The following is a 15138-nucleotide window of genomic DNA, read 5'->3' as shown; positions in this document are numbered from 1 at the left end:
CCCTTAGATAGTTAGCGCCATGATAATGGCATCTTCTTTCCCCTCGGCGGTGGGGTAATAGTTGCGGCGTACCGATACCTCATTGAAATCGAGCTGCTGATAAAGCGCGATGGCAGCCCGATTCGAGGCGCGAACTTCCAGCCACAGCGTCAGCACGCCGCGCTGTTCCAGTTCGCCGATCAGATGTTGCAGCAGCGTCCGGCCAAGGCCGCGACGCTGGAAAGCCGGATCGACCGCGAGGTTGAACAGCGTGGCCTCATCCAGCACGATTTGCGTAATAGCGAAGGCCGCCATTTCCGTGCCGACATCCAGCCGGTAATTCAGATAGCGTTCGCCCTGGTTGCTGGCAAAGGTTTTTTCACTCCAGGGAAAAGCGTGGCTGCGCTGCTCAATGGCGAAAGCGCGGTCAAGATCTTGCGGCGTCAGTAAAGAAATCGGATTCATAGTGGGTGATCTGCTGCCAGAGCGCGCGTTTGGCGTCGGCATTATGGTAAAGCTCCGCCAGTACGGGCGAAGCGAGTTGAGCGCCGTCGATCGCGACCGGCTCGGCCAGGCCCAGGCACCAGCTGGGGCAGCGCGTGTCGTCAGGCAGCATAGCCAGCTGCTCCGGCGTCAGCGCCATCACCTCATGCTCGCGCATCAGCAGCGCGGCCAGCACGTCGCGGATCAGCGGTTCGGTTAACGGCGGCGGCGTTTCCGCCACGATGATCAGCCGGGTCTGTTCCGGCAGCGAAATAGAGACTTCGCCGTGCAGGGCGCGCGGACGCCGCAGCGTATACTGCGTAATACCCATCTGCTGTAATAACCAGTCACGTCTGGAAGACATCATTTTTCCCGTCTGGTCGCCCAATTGCGACGCTATGCTAGCAAACCCATCGAATCTGCGCCAACAAACCACTATAATCGCCGCTCTGATTTGTAAGGAGCCACCGATGTCCGCATTTACCCCGGCCAGTGAAGTGATACTGCGCCACAGTGATGAATTTACTCAACGCCGCGTGCTGTTTGCTGGCGATCTGCAGGATGACCTGCCCGCCCAACTGGATACCGCGCTGAGCCGGGTACATACCCAGCAATATCATCACTGGCAGATCCTCAGCCGCATGATGGGTGAAAATGCCTTTTATGGTCTGGTGGCGACGCCGGAAATGGTCGCCGACTGCGACACGCTGGTCTACTTCTGGCCAAAAAACAAGCCGGAAGCGCTGTTCCAGCTGGAAAACCTGCTCGCTTTACTGCCGGTCGGCAGCGAGCTGTTTATCGTCGGCGAAAACCGCAGCGGCGTGCGCAGCGCCACGGATATCGTGGAAGGCTGGGCCACCCTGAACAAGATCGACAGCGCGCGCCGCTGCGGACTTTATCACGGGCGGCTGGATGCGCAGCCAGAATTTGACGCTAAGGCGTACTGGAACGATTACGAGCTGGGCGATCTGACCATCAAAACGCTGCCGGGCGTGTTCAGCCGCGACGGCCTGGATGCGGGCAGCAACCTGCTGCTGTCCACGCTGACGCCGCATATGAAAGGCAAAGTGCTGGATATCGGCTGCGGCGCGGGCGTGCTTTCCGCTATGCTGGCGCGCTTCTCGCCGAAGGTTCGCCTGACGCTGACCGACGTTAATGCCGCAGCGGTAGAAGCGAGTAAAGCCACGCTGGCCGCCAACGAGCTGGAAGGCGAGGTCTTTGCCAGCAACGTCTATTCCGACGTGCAGGGGCGTTTCGATCTGATTATTTCCAATCCACCGTTCCATGACGGCATGCAGACCAGCCTGGATGCGGCGCAGACGCTGATCCGTGGTGCGGCTAAGCATCTGAATATGGGCGGGGAGCTGCGTATTGTCGCTAACGCCTTCCTGCCTTATGCGCCGGTGCTGGATGAAACCTTCGGCAGCCACGAAGTGCTGGCGCAGACGGGCCGCTTTAAAGTCTATCGCGCCGTCTGGTCACGCGCGGCCAAAGCGAAGCGCTAATCCACTCCGTCCCGCACCTTTTTCGGTGCGGGACGCGGCCCTTTCTCCTTTTTGCGCGCTGCCTGCCATCTTCCTCTCTGCCAGATGCCGCTTTTTGCTCGCTCCCTGCCGTCTTCCTCTCTGCCAGATGCCGCTTTTTGCGCACTGGTTGCAATGCTCACCAGCCAGATACCGCTTTTTGCGCACTGATTGCGCTGCCCGCCGCAACCCGATGACGCTTTTTGCAGCGATCGCCGCAGCCGCGTTAAATAACTGTTGACGTGTCGGGGAAAATCTCTAGAATGCGCCTCCGTGGTTGCAATATAACGTTGTTATGTTGACGGTACGCGAAGGTGGCGGAATTGGTAGACGCGCTAGCTTCAGGTGTTAGTGTCCTTACGGACGTGAGGGTTCAAGTCCCTCTCTTCGCACCAAAAACCACGTTATTCATATTACGCAGCATCTGCGCGAAGGTGGCGGAATTGGTAGACGCGCTAGCTTCAGGTGTTAGTGTTCTTACGGACGTGAGGGTTCAAGTCCCTCTCTTCGCACCAATGCGGTGATATGAGTAAAAAGTTCAACACGATGCGAAGGTGGCGGAATTGGTAGACGCGCTAGCTTCAGGTGTTAGTGTTCTTACGGACGTGAGGGTTCAAGTCCCTCTCTTCGCACCACGTTGAACGCTCTTTTCTGCGCTTTTATCCTCTCGCATTACCCCTTTTCTGTTTTTACCTTCTCTGCTTTCAATATCTGTTTTTGCTTCTGATGCCGATACCTGCTTTGCCGTTATGCTTCCGTACGCGCTGACTATGCGGTAATTTGCCGTCTATAACATCGCCATGCTGCTGCACGGCTTGATCTTCCAGGGGATCGCCAGGTCACTGCATGGGATTTGTCGTCTACGGCATCGCCAGACTGCGGCATAACGCTTTATCGTTCACGAGATCGCCTCGCCGCTGCATAACGCTTTGCCGCAGCGGATTGCTATGCTCCCGCCGCTATGGTTCCCCGTCGTGCTGGCTAGCCGCGTCGGCAGGCGTATGACTGATTCCGCTGCTGGCTTTATCGCAGGCCGCTATTTTATCAGCGCGCCGAAATTAACCGAGATCGCTATCATCCCGCCCGCCAGCGCCAGGCAAGAAGGCAGCAGCAGATAGTGGCGCAGCCGTTTGTGATAAAGCATGACTACCGTCGCCAGTAGCGCGGCCACCATTACCAGCCGCCACTGGTTGAAAGAGAGATTCAGTAACGTAATCAGCGGCATAATCGCGCAAGGAAGCAGCGCTCCCCAGGCACTTTCCAGTTTGTTTCCTGCCATCCAGCCTGTTCCCCCTGTGCCGCAAGCGGCTTTTACGGCGGTCTGCATCGCTTTGCTCGCGCCACTAATGATAATGATTCCCAATAGCATATAAGAACTCCTATCATTTTGCAGCAAGATTTCTTGACGTGTCTTTACGCCCGATGATGACACCAGAGTTATTAAGTGTTAAATTGTCGGCGCCTTACTATTATTAAATCCATATAATAACAACAGCAGACTCTTCCCGGCATGGTCCTTTTTTCAGGCCAGGCCGTGCGCTATTCAGGCAGTCATGAGTAGAAAAGAATGAAATTACAAAGCTATAATGAATTGCTTCACAGCAAATATCGGTTTTCGCTGATGCTATTTCTCTTTTTAAACACAGCAGCGTCTTTATTTTATATTTACAGCAGAAAAGAAAAAACCGGCGCGCCCACGCTGATTATTGCTTTGCTCAGCGGGCTGTTATTGTTATGGACATTTTTGCGTCCCAGAGGGAAATTTCCGCTATTAAATATCGCGGCGGTAACCACCGGTCTGCTCTGGGCCTGGCAAATTGTCCTGACATTTGAATTAATTTTCTATTTTGATAACAGTTTTTTGCTGCTCAGCCTGTTCTGCGCCTTTTTTATCGCAGCCATTGCGTTGAACGATAATCTGCTGGCATTTTGTCTGCATACCGCGCCGCCTTCGGTGGCGGTGGTCGTGCTGGATCGCGGCCAGAATACGGCGATTATCGCCTTCACTATCCTGCTGCCGCTGGTGGGCTTTACGCTGAACCATATCCTGCAAAGACGGCGGGATCGCTTTACCCGACGCCTGGTCAGCCAGCTCTACGAAGAGAAAGAAGCCTGGAGCGATCTGAGCATGCTCGACCCGTTAACCGGCCTGTATAACCGGCGGGGCTTGATGAACCGGCTGAAAAATATATTTGATAATCATGCAGGTAACCATTTTGTTCTGCTGCTGGATATCGATCATTTTAAAGCCTACAACGATAACTATGGGCACGCGATGGGCGACCAGGCGCTGGCACGCGTCTCAATCGCCATCCGCGACGCCGTGCGTTCCCGCGATATCGTGGCGCGCTACGGCGGCGAGGAGTTCCTGGTGCTGCTGACCAACGTTAACGACGCCATCGCGATGAAGCTGTCGGAGCGTATTCGTCAGTACGTGCACGAGCTGGAGATCCCGCATCTGTTTAACGAGCGCGTCGCCACACACGTTACCCTCAGCGCGGGCTTTGCCCCAATAATCGATGAGGATTTTGACAGCGCGGTCGCCAATGCCGATCGCGCGCTCTATCTGGCGAAAAATCGGGGACGGAATACTATTCTTTCCTGGGAAGCGCTTAGTCAACACGATCTGAACAAACCTGCTAACACGCTTTAATGCTTTCACCGGCCTGAACAATTCGGGTCGGTGAAATAAATTTGCCTTAATATCCCCTCCCTGCACCAGTCTTATTTGATTTATATTCACTAAAAAGAGCCAACCTGCCGGAAACGTTTTTTTTCAGAATTCCTTTATGCGTCTTTAAGGTAAATTCCGCTACGAGTTTTTATTATTCATATACTGAGTAATTATTTTCTGTATCCGGCCAGTCTAAAATCAAATTAATGGCCGGACAAAACTTGCGGAATCGTTACCGCACGATTTTTTCCCGCCTGCGACATTAATACAAATTACTTTATTCAGAAAATACCGTGCTTTTCGGCGTCCGGGCGGCGGAAAAAATGGCGCTTGTTTGTCCGCCAGGCCTCAGATACAATCAAGAACGATTATCATTTGTTTTCCCACTTAGATTGATGCCGGGTAACCCATGAGCACACTTCGTCGTCAGGCCCCAGATTCAGCGGTTTCTCCGCTTATCTTTCTCCAGAGCCATCGCCCGCTGGCCGGCTCGCTACGTGCGCTGTTCAGCGAGCATCGCGCTTACTTTCTGGAGACAATCAGGCTGAACGAAGCGGCGCCTGCCGGCTGTTTGACGTTGGAGCAGTGGTCGCAGCCGGAGGCGTTCGCCCGGCTCAACGCGCGCTACGGCGATTTTATTTATCGCGCTCACGGCGACCAGGAAAGGGAAAACAAACCGCTGCAATCGCTCTGGGCGCAGTGGTATCTGGGTCTGCTCCTGCCGCCGCTGATGATGGCGCTGCTGCTGGAAAACCGCGCGCTGGACTGCTCGCCGGAACATATTCACGTTGAGTTTCATGAAACCGGCCGCCCCGCCGCCTTCTGGATCGACGTGCAGGAAGATGACGAGGCGCGCTACCTCAGCCCGCGTCGCCGGATGGATCGCCTGATCCAGCGCTGCCTGATCCCGATCGTAAACGGAATTGAACGGCACGGCGATATCAACGGCAAGCTGATCTGGAGCAATACCGGCTTCGCGGTGCACTGGTTCCTGGGCGAGCTGGCGCCGTTGCTGGGCGAGAGCCTGCGCGCCGAGCTGGAGCACGCATTTTTCTTCTCGCGCTCGCTCGCCGATGGCGCCGACAATCCTTTTTACCGCACTATGCTGCCGCGAGACGGCGAGATGCAGCGCCGCACCTGCTGCCAGCGCTATCGTCTGCCTGACGTAGAGCGCTGCGGCAACTGCACGCTCAAGCCCGTCTGACCGCCCTTCCCGCCCCGAAAGGTCTCAATTTTTTCCTGCCCGTTTACAGCCGGGCCGCTCTGTGGCAGCTTTATCGCCCTGAACGTTAAGGAGCTGGAGCATGAGCCTGGAGTCTGTACGGCAGTTCTTTGCCGAGCGCGCGCCCGATATCGGCATTATTGAGCTGGCGGAGAGTACCGCCACGGTGGCGCAGGCGGCGCGTGCCCACTACGTCAAGCCGGGGCAGATAGCCAAAACGCTGTCGCTGAAGGTAAAAGACAGGGTGATATTGATCGTGACCTGTGGTGATTTAAGACTGGATAACCGCAAGCTGAAAGCGGTGCTGGGCGCGAAGGCGCGGATGCTCAGCACCGATGAGGTGGTGAGCTGGACGGGCCATCCCGTCGGCGGCGTCTGCCCTTTCGGCCTGGAAACGCCGCTGCAGGTGCTGTGCGATGTGTCGCTGCGGCAGTATGACGAAGTGCTGCCCGCGGCAGGCTCCATCTACAGCGCGGTGCGTATTTCTCCCCAGCTGCTGGCGGAGCTGACCGACGCCACCTGGGTAGACGTCTGCCAGCCGCCGGGCTGAAGCCGTTTTAGTTTTCCTGGCGGGTGATGACTTTGCCCTGCGTTTCCCTGCCAAAGGCGACGATAACCGCAATCAATACCGCCACCGTTCCGGCCACTATCGCCATCGCCAGGCCGTAATTATTGCCGTGCGCTTCGGCAATGCCGGACTGGAGCGTGGCATTGACCGACGCTATCAGATTCCCCAGCTGGTAAACGAAGCCCGGCAGTATCGCTCGCGTATTGGCCGGCACCAGTTCAGTCAGCCAGGTCGGCACCACGCCCCACGCGCCCTGTACCATAAACTGCATCAGAAACGCGCCCAGCCCGATGGTGAACGATCCGCTGGAAAAAGCCCACAGCGGCAACACCGGCAGCGCCAGCAGCGCGGCGATAATGATCGCCTTCTTGCGGCCGATTTTCTCCGACAGCGAGCCGAAAAAGACGCCGCCCATCATCGCGGCAATATTGTAGGCAATGGCGATCAGGCTGACGGTATGCGGGTCGAAGCCGTGCTGCACCTTCAGGAAGGTTGGATAGAGATCCTGCGTGCCGTGGCTGAAAAAGTTAAAGCAGGCCATCAGCCCGACCAGATAGAGGCACAGCTTCCAGTGCTTACGCACCACCGGCAGCAGCGCCACGCTCTCTTTCTGCGCTCTGGCGGCCAGCCAGACCGGCGATTCCGGCACCTTAAACCAGATAAACGGCAGCAGCAGCACCGGCATCGCGCCAATCAGGAACATGCCGCGCCAGCCGACAGACGCATAGCAAAGCCCAAAAATAATCGAGGCCAGCAGATAGCCTGCCGGATAGCCCGCCTGAAAAATGCCGGACATCAGCCCTCGGGAGCGATCGGGAATGGTTTCCATCGCCAGCGACGAGGCTACGCCCCAGACGCCGCCCATCGCAATGCCGTAAATCACGCGCAAAATCAGGAAGGTGGTAAGCGTAGGCGACCAGGCGGAGAGCAGCTCAAACAGCGAGAAAAGCAGGATATTGCTCATCAGGATCGGGCGGCGGCCATAGGTTTCTGCCAGACGGCCAAACAGCAGCGCGCCGATCGGCCGCACCGCCAGCGTCAGCATGATCGCCAGCGACACTTCCGCCACCCCAACGTGAAAATTCGCCGCGATATCGCTCAGCACGAAAACCAGAATAAAAAAGTCAAACGCATCCAGCATCCAGCTGGCAAAACTGGCGAAGGCCACGTTGCGCTGGGTAGAAGTCCAGTCAAGCATATGAAGTTCCTGTCTTGCAGACGGCAAAATCCGCCAGGGAAGGCGGCGCAAATGTTAACTATTTGTTTATAGCATGTAAGAAGTTGCTAAAGGCCGAAGCAGTTGTCAGCCTTTAATTCAGGTTGTAAGCAACCTTTTCACAACAGAGGTGAGTGAATTTGCTACACTGGCCACCGTTTATTCGCTGGCGCCGTTGCCGTTGAGGATATGCCAAACCTTTCGCTGATTAAAATGCGGCGTAGTTGCCTTGCCGCCTGGCTTGGCCTGCTTGCCGTCATGCTGCTGTTTATCGCGCCGGTGATTTCTAAATCGCTGGTGGCGTCGCCTGCGTGGCACAGCATGATGATGCCGGGCATGGCGATGGATGAGGCGATGATGGCCGATGCCGCCATGATCGGCCACGCCGGGATGGCACACGACGACGCGTCCGCGATGCCTGGCGAGAGCGCCACAGTAGCGGAAGATAACGGTCGCGCCAAAGGCGGACCTCCCCTTTCTGTAATGGACGACAGCGCCTGCGGTTACTGCGTGTTGCTGGCCCATCTGCCGCTCGATCTTACCCGGCTGCCGCCGCTCTGGTCGTCGCTGCAGGCTGCCAGACTGCCCGCGCTGCCGCTGTTCAGGCCCGTTGTCGCCCGCTTCGTTCCCCACTTTTTCCATCCCCGCGCGCCGCCGCGCCGCTAAGCCGTCCCGCTAAAAAAGCGTCGCTTTTGCGACAGTCACCTGCTTATGCCTGGATTCAGGCGGATGGAATTCCTATGTCAGAAAAAAGCCTGGCGCAGCCTTTGCGCGCCGCCACCACTCACGGCGCGCTGCTGCCGCTGCTGCGTCGCCTGCATTTTTATATCGGGCTGTTTATCGCGCCTTTTATTTTTATCGCCGCCCTGACCGGCACGATCTATGTGCTGACGCCGCAGCTGGAAAATGCGCTCTATAGCCACCAGCTGTTTACCGATAACGCGGAACCGGCCAGGCCACTCGCCGACCAGGTGCGCGTGGCGCAGGATTTTGTCGGTGCCGATCTGCCGATCGCCGCCGTGCGTCCCGCGCCTGCGCCGGGCGAGACCACGCGCGTGATGTTCACCACACCGACTTCCGGCCCTTCTGAAAGCACGGCCGTTTTTGTCGATCCCGCCACGCTGGAGATCCGCGGCATGCTGCCGGTTTACGGCACCAGCGGCGTGCTGCCGCTGCGCACCTGGCTGGACTATCTGCATCGAAATCTGCTGCTGGGCGACCTCGGCAGAAACTACAGCGAGCTGGCCGCCAGCTGGCTGTGGGTCGCAGCGCTTGGCGGCGTGCTGCTGTGGGCTGCCGGTCGACCAAAGCAGCACGCCAAAGGACGCGGTCAGCCGATCCTGCGTCAGCGCTACTGGCACAGCACGCTGGGCGTGATCCTGCTGCTCGGTCTGCTGTTCTTCTCCGCCACCGGCCTGACCTGGTCGCGCTGGGCGGGCGATAATATTTCCGCTCTGCGCGCCCATTTCGGCTGGATGACGCCTGCCGTCAATACCTCGCTGCTGCCCGATAAACCCAGCCCGATGGACGAACACGCCGGACACCATATGACCTCATCCGCGCATCACGACATGCCGGGCATGGCCATGCCGAAAGCGGCCGCCGTGGCGATGACGCCAGCGCAGTTTGACGGCGTAGTACAGGCCGCGCGCGCTGCCGGGATCCGGGCAGAGAAAATAGAAATCCGGCCGACCACGAAAGCCGACAAGGCCTGGATCGTCAGCGAGATCGACCGCCGCTGGCCGACGAAGGTGGACAGCGTAGCTGTGGATCCGGCCAGCTTTCGCGTGATGGACAAAGTAACCTTTGCGCAGTTCGGCCTGCTGGCAAAACTGACCCGCTGGGGCGTGGATGCACATATGGGCGTACTGTTTGGCCTGCCGAACCAGCTGATCCTGGCAGCGTTTGGGCTGGGACTCTGCATAATGATTGTGCTCGGCTATCGTCTGTGGTGGCTGCGGCGCCCTGCCGCTGCCCGGGGCTGCCATCCGGCGGAAACGCTGATCTATCACTGGCGGCGACTCGGCCTGAGCGCGCGTTTTTTGCTGCTGGTCTGCATCGCGACGCTGGCGGTCAGCCTGCCGGTGATGGGCGTCAGCCTGCTGCTGCTGCTGCTGATTGACGCGCTACGCTGGCAGCGGGCAAAAAGCTAGCGCGCCGTTTGCGTCAGGCACACCTGCACTTGCACACAGTGCAGTTGTGCAATAAAGTATTGGCCAGGCGTCACACGGAGGTGGCAAAAATGCTGAGAAATATCGACAGTTTTCGGGACAAATGGTTGGAGGATTTTTTCCTGTATAACAAGTCGCACCGTCTTATCCCGGCTGATATTCAGTCAGCCCTGGCGCGCAAACTGGATATGATTAATGCGGCCGTCACCTGTAAAGACTTACGATCGCCGCCGGGCAACAGATATGAAGAATTGAGGCCGCCGCTAAAAGGCTACTCTTCGCTGCGGGTTAACGAACGGTACAGACTTATATTTAAGTGGCTCGATGGCAAAGCGGTCGATCTGTATCTGGATCCACATCGTTATAAAACATACCGTTAGCGCAACGTTGATTTGGAGAAACTAATGAAACAGGCTACACGCAAACCCACCAGCGTCGGAGATATTTTGCTGTACGAGTACCTGGAGCCTTTAGATCTGAAAATCAATGATTTAGCAGAGATGCTCAACGTACATCGCAATTCAGTCAGCGCGCTGGTGAATAACAACCGTAAGCTGACGCCCGATATGGCGTTCAGGCTTGCCGCCGTCTTTGATACCAGTATCGCGTTCTGGTTAAACATTCAGAACAGCCTTGATATCTGGGAGATAGAGAACGATGCCCGCACCCAGGAAGAACTGAGCCGCGTGGTTTCCGTGGCCGACTTCCTGGCGCACAGAGGGGCGGCCTGAACGCCCCTACCCTGCCAACGCCTGCTCCAGCATTGCCAGCAGCCTGGCGTTATCCACCGTTTGCAGCACGTGCGCCAGCCCGCCGGTCAGCTCGCCCACGGCCGTATCGACCCGTAGCGGCAGACGATAGCGCCAGGATTTTCCACGCGTCATGCCCGGCCGCAGCTCTACATCGACATAATAATCCGCCGCCGTGGCGACGCGCTGATCGATCAGCCATGCCATCACCAGCGCATCATGGATCCAGCAGCCCGGCAGCCTGCGGGTTTGCATGGAATAGTCGAGCCAGGGCCGCAGCGTTTCACCAACGAATCTCGCCAGCGGCGTATCAGGCGCGGTTATCCGTTGTAGATCGGCATGGGTCAGCATCGTGCGGGTAGTGACGTCCATCGGCACCAGCGTAATACAGGCGCCGCAGGTCAGCACCCGTCGCGCCGCTTCAGGATCCAGACCAAAATTGGTGTCTTTGATAAAGTCGTCCAGCGCAAACACGCCGCCCATAATGGCGATTTCCTGCACGGCTTCCGCCATTTGCGGATAGCGCTCCAGCGCCAGCGCGACGTTGGTCAGCGGCCCAATCGCCACCAGCGTGATTTTGCCGGGATTAGCGCAAATCAGCCGTCCCATCGCATCGGCGGCCTCTTCGTCCGGCGCCTGATAAGCGCGGGGCGGAAGAACATCCTGCCAAAAGTGCGCCAGCTGCGTATGCCAGACGCGGTTATCCAGCGCCTCGCGCCAGGGTTGCGGCGGCTCCGCTAACGCCCTGTCGGCGCCTTTATAGACCGGCACGTCCAGCTCAAGCCTGGCTAACAGCGCCTTTGCCACGTTAAAACCCGTCTGGCTCGGCGTATTGCCCGCCACGATAGTGATCATCTCCAGCGAGATGCCGGGCGAGCCGATCGCCAAAGCCAGCGCCAGGCCATCGTCCACGTTCGCGCCGACCACGCCGTTGCCCGGATCGCAGTCGATTATTACTCTTTTCATTAGTTCTGCACCGCAGCGGAAACAGGGCCACAGCCGCAGGATTCTCCAATCTGCAGCTGGTGTGAAAACTCGCTTAGCTGCACCTCGCTTTGCGGCGCGGCCAGCATCGCCAGCGCTTTTTTCGCCATCGCATCCACCGGCTGGCGTACCGTCGTCAGGGAAGGCACATGAAAAGCCGACTGCTCCGTCCCGTTAAAACAGACCAGCGCCATATCCTGCGGCACGCGGAGTCGCTGCTCTGCCAGCGCCCGCACGCAGCCGATAGCCTGTAGCTCGTTAGAGGCAAACAGCGCACGGGGAAGCGCGCCGCCGCGCAGCATTTTCTTTGTTGCCAGGTAGCCGCCCTCGCGCGTGTAGGCTGCCGGGAAAATCCACTCGGGCCGTGCCGGGATGCCGAAATCCGCCAGCGCCTGTCGCCAGCCTGCCAGACGATCCTGCGCGTTATACATCTCCGGCGGGCCGCTGATTATGCCAACCTGCTGGTAGCCGTGGCTGAGCAAATGCGTGGTGACCTGATGTGCCGCCTCGCGCTCGTCCACGCGGAGAATATTGACGTTCAGCGCCGGATCGACGCGATCGAGCATCACCAGCGGCGTACCGCTGGCCTGGATAATATCGATATAGGGATGACGATCGACGCTGTTGTAAAACAGGCCGTCAACCTGCTGGCTGAGCAGATTGTTGATCAGCTCCAGCTCGCGCTGGCGGCTGTTGCCCGCGTCGCCCAGCAGCATCACCATGCCGTTGCTCAACGCTTCCTGTTGCAGGGCGTGCGCGAAAGAGGCGATAAACGCGTTGCCGATATCCGGCACCACCAGCCCGTAGGTTTTGGTCGTGCCCAGCGCCAGCGCTCTGGCCAGGCTGTTAGGGCGATAGCCGGTTTTCCGCACCGCCTCCAGCACGCGCAGCCGGGTCGCTTCCGCCACCGGCCTCGGCCCGTTATTGATCACATAGCTGACCACCGCGACGGAGGTACCGGCTTCTCTGGCTACATCGGCACGCGTCGCCCTCTCAGAACTTTGTCTCGCCAACGTGGCACCTCTTTTTCCTGACGGACGGCGCAACCCGCCCGCGTTATATCAGATGGCATCTTCCGGCGCGTTAAGATCGCGACCCCGGGTTTCCGGCGCCACAAAGGTGGTCAGAAATCCGATAGCCGCCATCACGGCAAAATAGCTGGCGATCGCCCACCAGTGGCCGGTCCAGGATAGCAGCGCCGCCGCAACCAGCGGTGCCGTGCCGCCGGAGAGGATAGACCCCAGCTCTTTGGCGGTCGCCATTTTAGTGTAGCGGTGTTTTACGCCAAACAGCTCTACGCCCCAGGCCGCCTGCACGCCGTAAATCCCCAGCGAGGCTAATCCCATGCCCGTGACGATCACCGCCATCACGACAGCCGGTTCGCGGGAGTCCAGCAGCATAAAAGCCGGAAAAGCGTAAAGGATCAGCAGCAGGCAAAACCAGCGGTAGACGATACGGCGACCAAACCGGTCAGAGAGCCAGCCCGCAAAAGGAATAATCAGGAATCCCAGCAGCGAGGCGATAAATACCGCCGAGGTCGCCACCGATTTATCCACCGCCAGCACCTTCACCACGTAGCCGATCATAAAGCCCTGCGCCAGATAGGAGGGGCCGTTTTCGCCGATGCGCAGGCCCAGCATCACCAGAAACGAGCGGCTGCGCTGCCAGAAACTGCGGTCAGCGGCGGGCTGATACATCACCAGCTTGCCTTCGCGCGCCGCCTGCATCTCTGCGTTTTTACGCTCGAATACCGGCGTTTCTTTCAGGTGACGACGGATCCACAGCGCCAGCAGCGCAATCAGCGAGCTGCACAGAAAGGGAATGCGCCAGCCCCACGCCTGCAGCTGCGCCTGATCCATCTGCACCACGGCCAGCCAGACCAGCGAAGCGATCAGCGTACCGCTGTTCGATCCCAGCGCGATAATCGAGGAGACCAGACCACGCTTTTTGGCTGGCGCATATTCTCCCAGCATCACCGTGCCGCCGGAGAGTTCCGCCCCGGCGCCAAACCCCTGGGTAAAGCGTAAAATCACCAGGCAGACCGGCGCCCAGAAGCCGATAGTGGCATAGCCGGGAATAAGACCAATAAGGGTGGTAGAGAGGCCCATCAGGATGATGGTGGTGACCATCACTATCTTGCGGCCTTTGCGATCGCCCAGCCAGCCAAAAAAGAGCGCGCCGATGGGACGGGCAATAAAGCCGACTGACCAGGTGGCAAAGCTCGACAGCAGCGCCATGGTGGGCGTAGCGTTGGGGAAGAATACGTCGCCGAAAATGATGCCGGCCGCCAGGCCGTAAAGCGCGAAGTCCGCATATTCCATCGCGGTGCCGAGCCAGCAGGAGAAGGTCGCCCGCCAGAAATCCTTACGCCCTTCCGGCGTGGTCAGACGCGCATCCGCTGCGGAAACAGCGTCCTGCCGGGTGCTTTGTGTCAACATGAAAAATTCCCTGATATGAGGAGGTCTGTATCGCCTTCCCTGGCTACCTGCTACGTGGGCGATCCGCCAGTGAGGACGTGCTTTTGCTGAGCCATGATTAAAGGTCAGTAACGGGTTCCCTGGTGTTGGACTTCGTTTTGTTTACTTTGCGTCCGCTGATTTAAGGTATCAGTCGTTTAAAACGTAAAGTAAATTTGACCTTCACTGGACAAACAAGCCTCGTCACCGTGAATTTTCAACGCGCCACCATTGTATCTACGCGCGTAGATAAATCAAGCCACCTGACGAAACAAATTAGCCTTTCTTCACATTCATCAAAAAAACAGATGATATAATTTGTTTTAAATCATAAAGTTAATTTACGTTAAAATTTACGCATGCGGCTTTTTGCCAAAAAACCATGCAAAGCGTTTACTTAAGTACAATTATTGCGCTTTTTCGCGCTGGTATCAGCGGCTGCACTCTATCGCTGGCAGATTGCAGTCGGATGACAGGTTAACGATCGGCAGGCCCGGGTTTCTCAGCGCGCTGCCTTTCTTAACGTTACCTTTGAGGAAACCGATGACTATTATCCTGATGCGCCATGGTAAACCCGATCATCCTCAGGGCGGTCGTCTGCCCGCGCTGGCTATGGCAGCGTGGTGCGAGGCGTACGATATGTCGCAGGTAGAGGATATGCCGCCGGACAGATGCCGCCAGGTTGCCGCCACGGCGGACTATATTGTAGCCAGCCCGCTGCCCCGCGCACGCTCCTCGCTGGAGAAGCTGGGGCTGGAAGCGGCTGACGTCGATCCGTTGTTCAGCGAGGTTTCCCTGCCCGTGATGCGGCTGGGCTATCCCCATCTTCCTCCGGGCTTCTGGCTGTTGGCATTGCGCCTGATGTGGCTGGGTGGCTATGCCGGAACGGTGGAGTCTTATCAGCAGGCGGAACAGCGCGCGCAGCAGGCAGCCGCAAAGCTGATTGCGCTGTCGGCACGCGGCAACGTGCTGCTGGCCGGGCACGGCATTATGAATAAACTGATCGCCCGACAGCTGCGTAAACAGGGCTGGCTGGCCGAGAAGCATGCCAGCAGCCGCCACTGGAGCACCGCCATTTACCATCCGCCTTTTATTCCGGCGGACGCGTAGTTT

16 protein-coding genes and 3 tRNA genes are annotated in these 15138 nt (G+C 58.1%); 12 read left to right on the top strand and 7 right to left on the bottom strand.

What is annotated here, in order from left to right:
- Window positions 1–3 precede the first annotated feature (3 nt).
- Window positions 4–444: a ribosomal protein S18-alanine N-acetyltransferase gene (rimI, locus tag ACVWZ0_RS03780; RefSeq protein WP_253455529.1), complete on the bottom strand. Its 441-nt coding sequence runs from the start codon at window positions 442–444 to the stop codon at window positions 4–6.
- Window positions 407–826 carry a DNA polymerase III subunit psi gene (locus ACVWZ0_RS03775; protein ID WP_253455530.1) on the bottom strand — a complete coding sequence of 140 codons (420 nt, stop codon included), beginning with the start codon at window positions 824–826 and terminating at the stop codon, window positions 407–409. Before ACVWZ0_RS03775 ends, rimI begins: the two co-directional genes overlap by 38 nt.
- 106 nt (window positions 827–932) lie before the next feature.
- Here ACVWZ0_RS03775 and rsmC point away from each other — a divergent pair, with 106 nt between their 5' ends.
- The 4 genes from rsmC to ACVWZ0_RS03755 all read left to right on the top strand — a co-directional run bounded on the left by rsmC (window position 933) and on the right by ACVWZ0_RS03755 (window position 2620).
- Window positions 933–1967, top strand: coding sequence for a 16S rRNA (guanine(1207)-N(2))-methyltransferase RsmC (rsmC, locus tag ACVWZ0_RS03770; protein ID WP_253455532.1), 1035 nt, complete (start codon window positions 933–935; stop codon window positions 1965–1967).
- A 326-nt stretch (window positions 1968–2293) separates the two neighbouring features.
- Window positions 2294–2380, top strand: a tRNA-Leu gene (locus ACVWZ0_RS03765).
- Between the two features lie 33 nt (window positions 2381–2413).
- Window positions 2414–2500: transfer RNA gene (locus ACVWZ0_RS03760), tRNA-Leu, on the top strand.
- 33 nt (window positions 2501–2533) lie between these two features.
- Window positions 2534–2620, top strand: a tRNA-Leu gene (locus ACVWZ0_RS03755).
- Between the two features lie 401 nt (window positions 2621–3021).
- Here the strand turns inward: ACVWZ0_RS03755 and ACVWZ0_RS03750 are convergent.
- Window positions 3022–3312 (bottom strand): DUF1435 domain-containing protein, encoded by a 291-nt coding sequence (locus ACVWZ0_RS03750; RefSeq protein WP_253461132.1) that lies wholly within the window; start codon window positions 3310–3312, stop codon window positions 3022–3024.
- A gap of 240 nt (window positions 3313–3552) precedes the next feature.
- Here ACVWZ0_RS03750 and ACVWZ0_RS03745 point away from each other — a divergent pair, with 240 nt between their 5' ends.
- The 3 genes from ACVWZ0_RS03745 (at window position 3553) to ACVWZ0_RS03735 (ending at window position 6431) form a co-directional block, all read left to right on the top strand.
- Window positions 3553–4638 (top strand): GGDEF domain-containing protein, encoded by a 1086-nt coding sequence (locus tag ACVWZ0_RS03745; RefSeq protein ID WP_253455534.1) that lies wholly within the window; start codon window positions 3553–3555, stop codon window positions 4636–4638.
- A gap of 430 nt (window positions 4639–5068) precedes the next feature.
- Window positions 5069–5863: a siderophore-iron reductase FhuF gene (gene fhuF / locus ACVWZ0_RS03740; RefSeq protein ID WP_253455536.1), complete on the top strand. Its 795-nt coding sequence runs from the start codon at window positions 5069–5071 to the stop codon at window positions 5861–5863.
- A 100-nt stretch (window positions 5864–5963) separates the two neighbouring features.
- Window positions 5964–6431 carry a YbaK/EbsC family protein gene (locus ACVWZ0_RS03735; RefSeq protein ID WP_253455539.1) on the top strand — a complete coding sequence of 156 codons (468 nt, stop codon included), beginning with the start codon at window positions 5964–5966 and terminating at the stop codon, window positions 6429–6431.
- A gap of 7 nt (window positions 6432–6438) precedes the next feature.
- On the opposite strand, the gene ACVWZ0_RS03730 is transcribed toward ACVWZ0_RS03735, so the two are convergent.
- Complete coding sequence (locus ACVWZ0_RS03730) at window positions 6439–7647, bottom strand: MFS transporter (RefSeq protein WP_253455542.1); 1209 nt, start codon at window positions 7645–7647, stop codon at window positions 6439–6441.
- Window positions 7648–7854: 207 nt separating this feature from the next.
- On the opposite strand from ACVWZ0_RS03730, the gene ACVWZ0_RS03725 reads away from it, so the two are divergent.
- The 4 genes from ACVWZ0_RS03725 (at window position 7855) to ACVWZ0_RS03710 (ending at window position 10567) form a co-directional block, all read left to right on the top strand.
- Window positions 7855–8331, top strand: coding sequence for a DUF2946 domain-containing protein (locus tag ACVWZ0_RS03725; RefSeq protein ID WP_253455544.1), 477 nt, complete (start codon window positions 7855–7857; stop codon window positions 8329–8331).
- A 74-nt stretch (window positions 8332–8405) separates the two neighbouring features.
- Window positions 8406–9818 (top strand): PepSY-associated TM helix domain-containing protein, encoded by a 1413-nt coding sequence (locus tag ACVWZ0_RS03720; RefSeq protein ID WP_253455547.1) that lies wholly within the window; start codon window positions 8406–8408, stop codon window positions 9816–9818.
- A gap of 89 nt (window positions 9819–9907) precedes the next feature.
- Entirely contained in the window at window positions 9908–10216 is a 309-nt protein-coding gene (locus tag ACVWZ0_RS03715) for a type II toxin-antitoxin system RelE/ParE family toxin (RefSeq protein ID WP_253455550.1), read from the top strand.
- A gap of 24 nt (window positions 10217–10240) precedes the next feature.
- On the top strand, window positions 10241–10567 hold the full coding sequence (locus ACVWZ0_RS03710; protein ID WP_253455553.1) for a HigA family addiction module antitoxin: 327 nt from the start codon (window positions 10241–10243) through the stop codon (window positions 10565–10567).
- 6 nt (window positions 10568–10573) lie between these two features.
- Here the strand turns inward: ACVWZ0_RS03710 and ACVWZ0_RS03705 are convergent, their stop codons facing one another.
- The 3 genes from ACVWZ0_RS03705 to ACVWZ0_RS03695 are packed head-to-tail and all read right to left on the bottom strand — an operon-like array spanning window position 10574 to window position 14007.
- Window positions 10574–11551: a nucleoside hydrolase gene (locus ACVWZ0_RS03705; RefSeq protein ID WP_253455556.1), complete on the bottom strand. Its 978-nt coding sequence runs from the start codon at window positions 11549–11551 to the stop codon at window positions 10574–10576.
- A complete protein-coding gene (locus ACVWZ0_RS03700; RefSeq protein WP_253455559.1) occupies window positions 11551–12582 on the bottom strand; it encodes a LacI family DNA-binding transcriptional regulator in 1032 nt (343 codons plus the stop codon). The genes ACVWZ0_RS03705 and ACVWZ0_RS03700 overlap by 1 nt, the downstream gene beginning before the upstream one ends.
- Window positions 12583–12630: 48 nt before the next feature.
- Window positions 12631–14007: an MFS transporter gene (locus ACVWZ0_RS03695; RefSeq protein WP_253455562.1), complete on the bottom strand. Its 1377-nt coding sequence runs from the start codon at window positions 14005–14007 to the stop codon at window positions 12631–12633.
- 561 nt (window positions 14008–14568) lie between these two features.
- On the opposite strand from ACVWZ0_RS03695, the gene ACVWZ0_RS03690 reads away from it, so the two are divergent.
- Window positions 14569–15135: a histidine phosphatase family protein gene (locus tag ACVWZ0_RS03690; protein ID WP_253455565.1), complete on the top strand. Its 567-nt coding sequence runs from the start codon at window positions 14569–14571 to the stop codon at window positions 15133–15135.
- Window positions 15136–15138 lie beyond the last annotated feature (3 nt).

The sequence above is a fragment of the Erwinia sp. TECH1 genome (assembly GCF_054057575.1).
The sequence above is the reverse complement of the archived record's forward strand: the minus strand, read 5'-3'. Positions and strand labels throughout refer to the sequence as shown.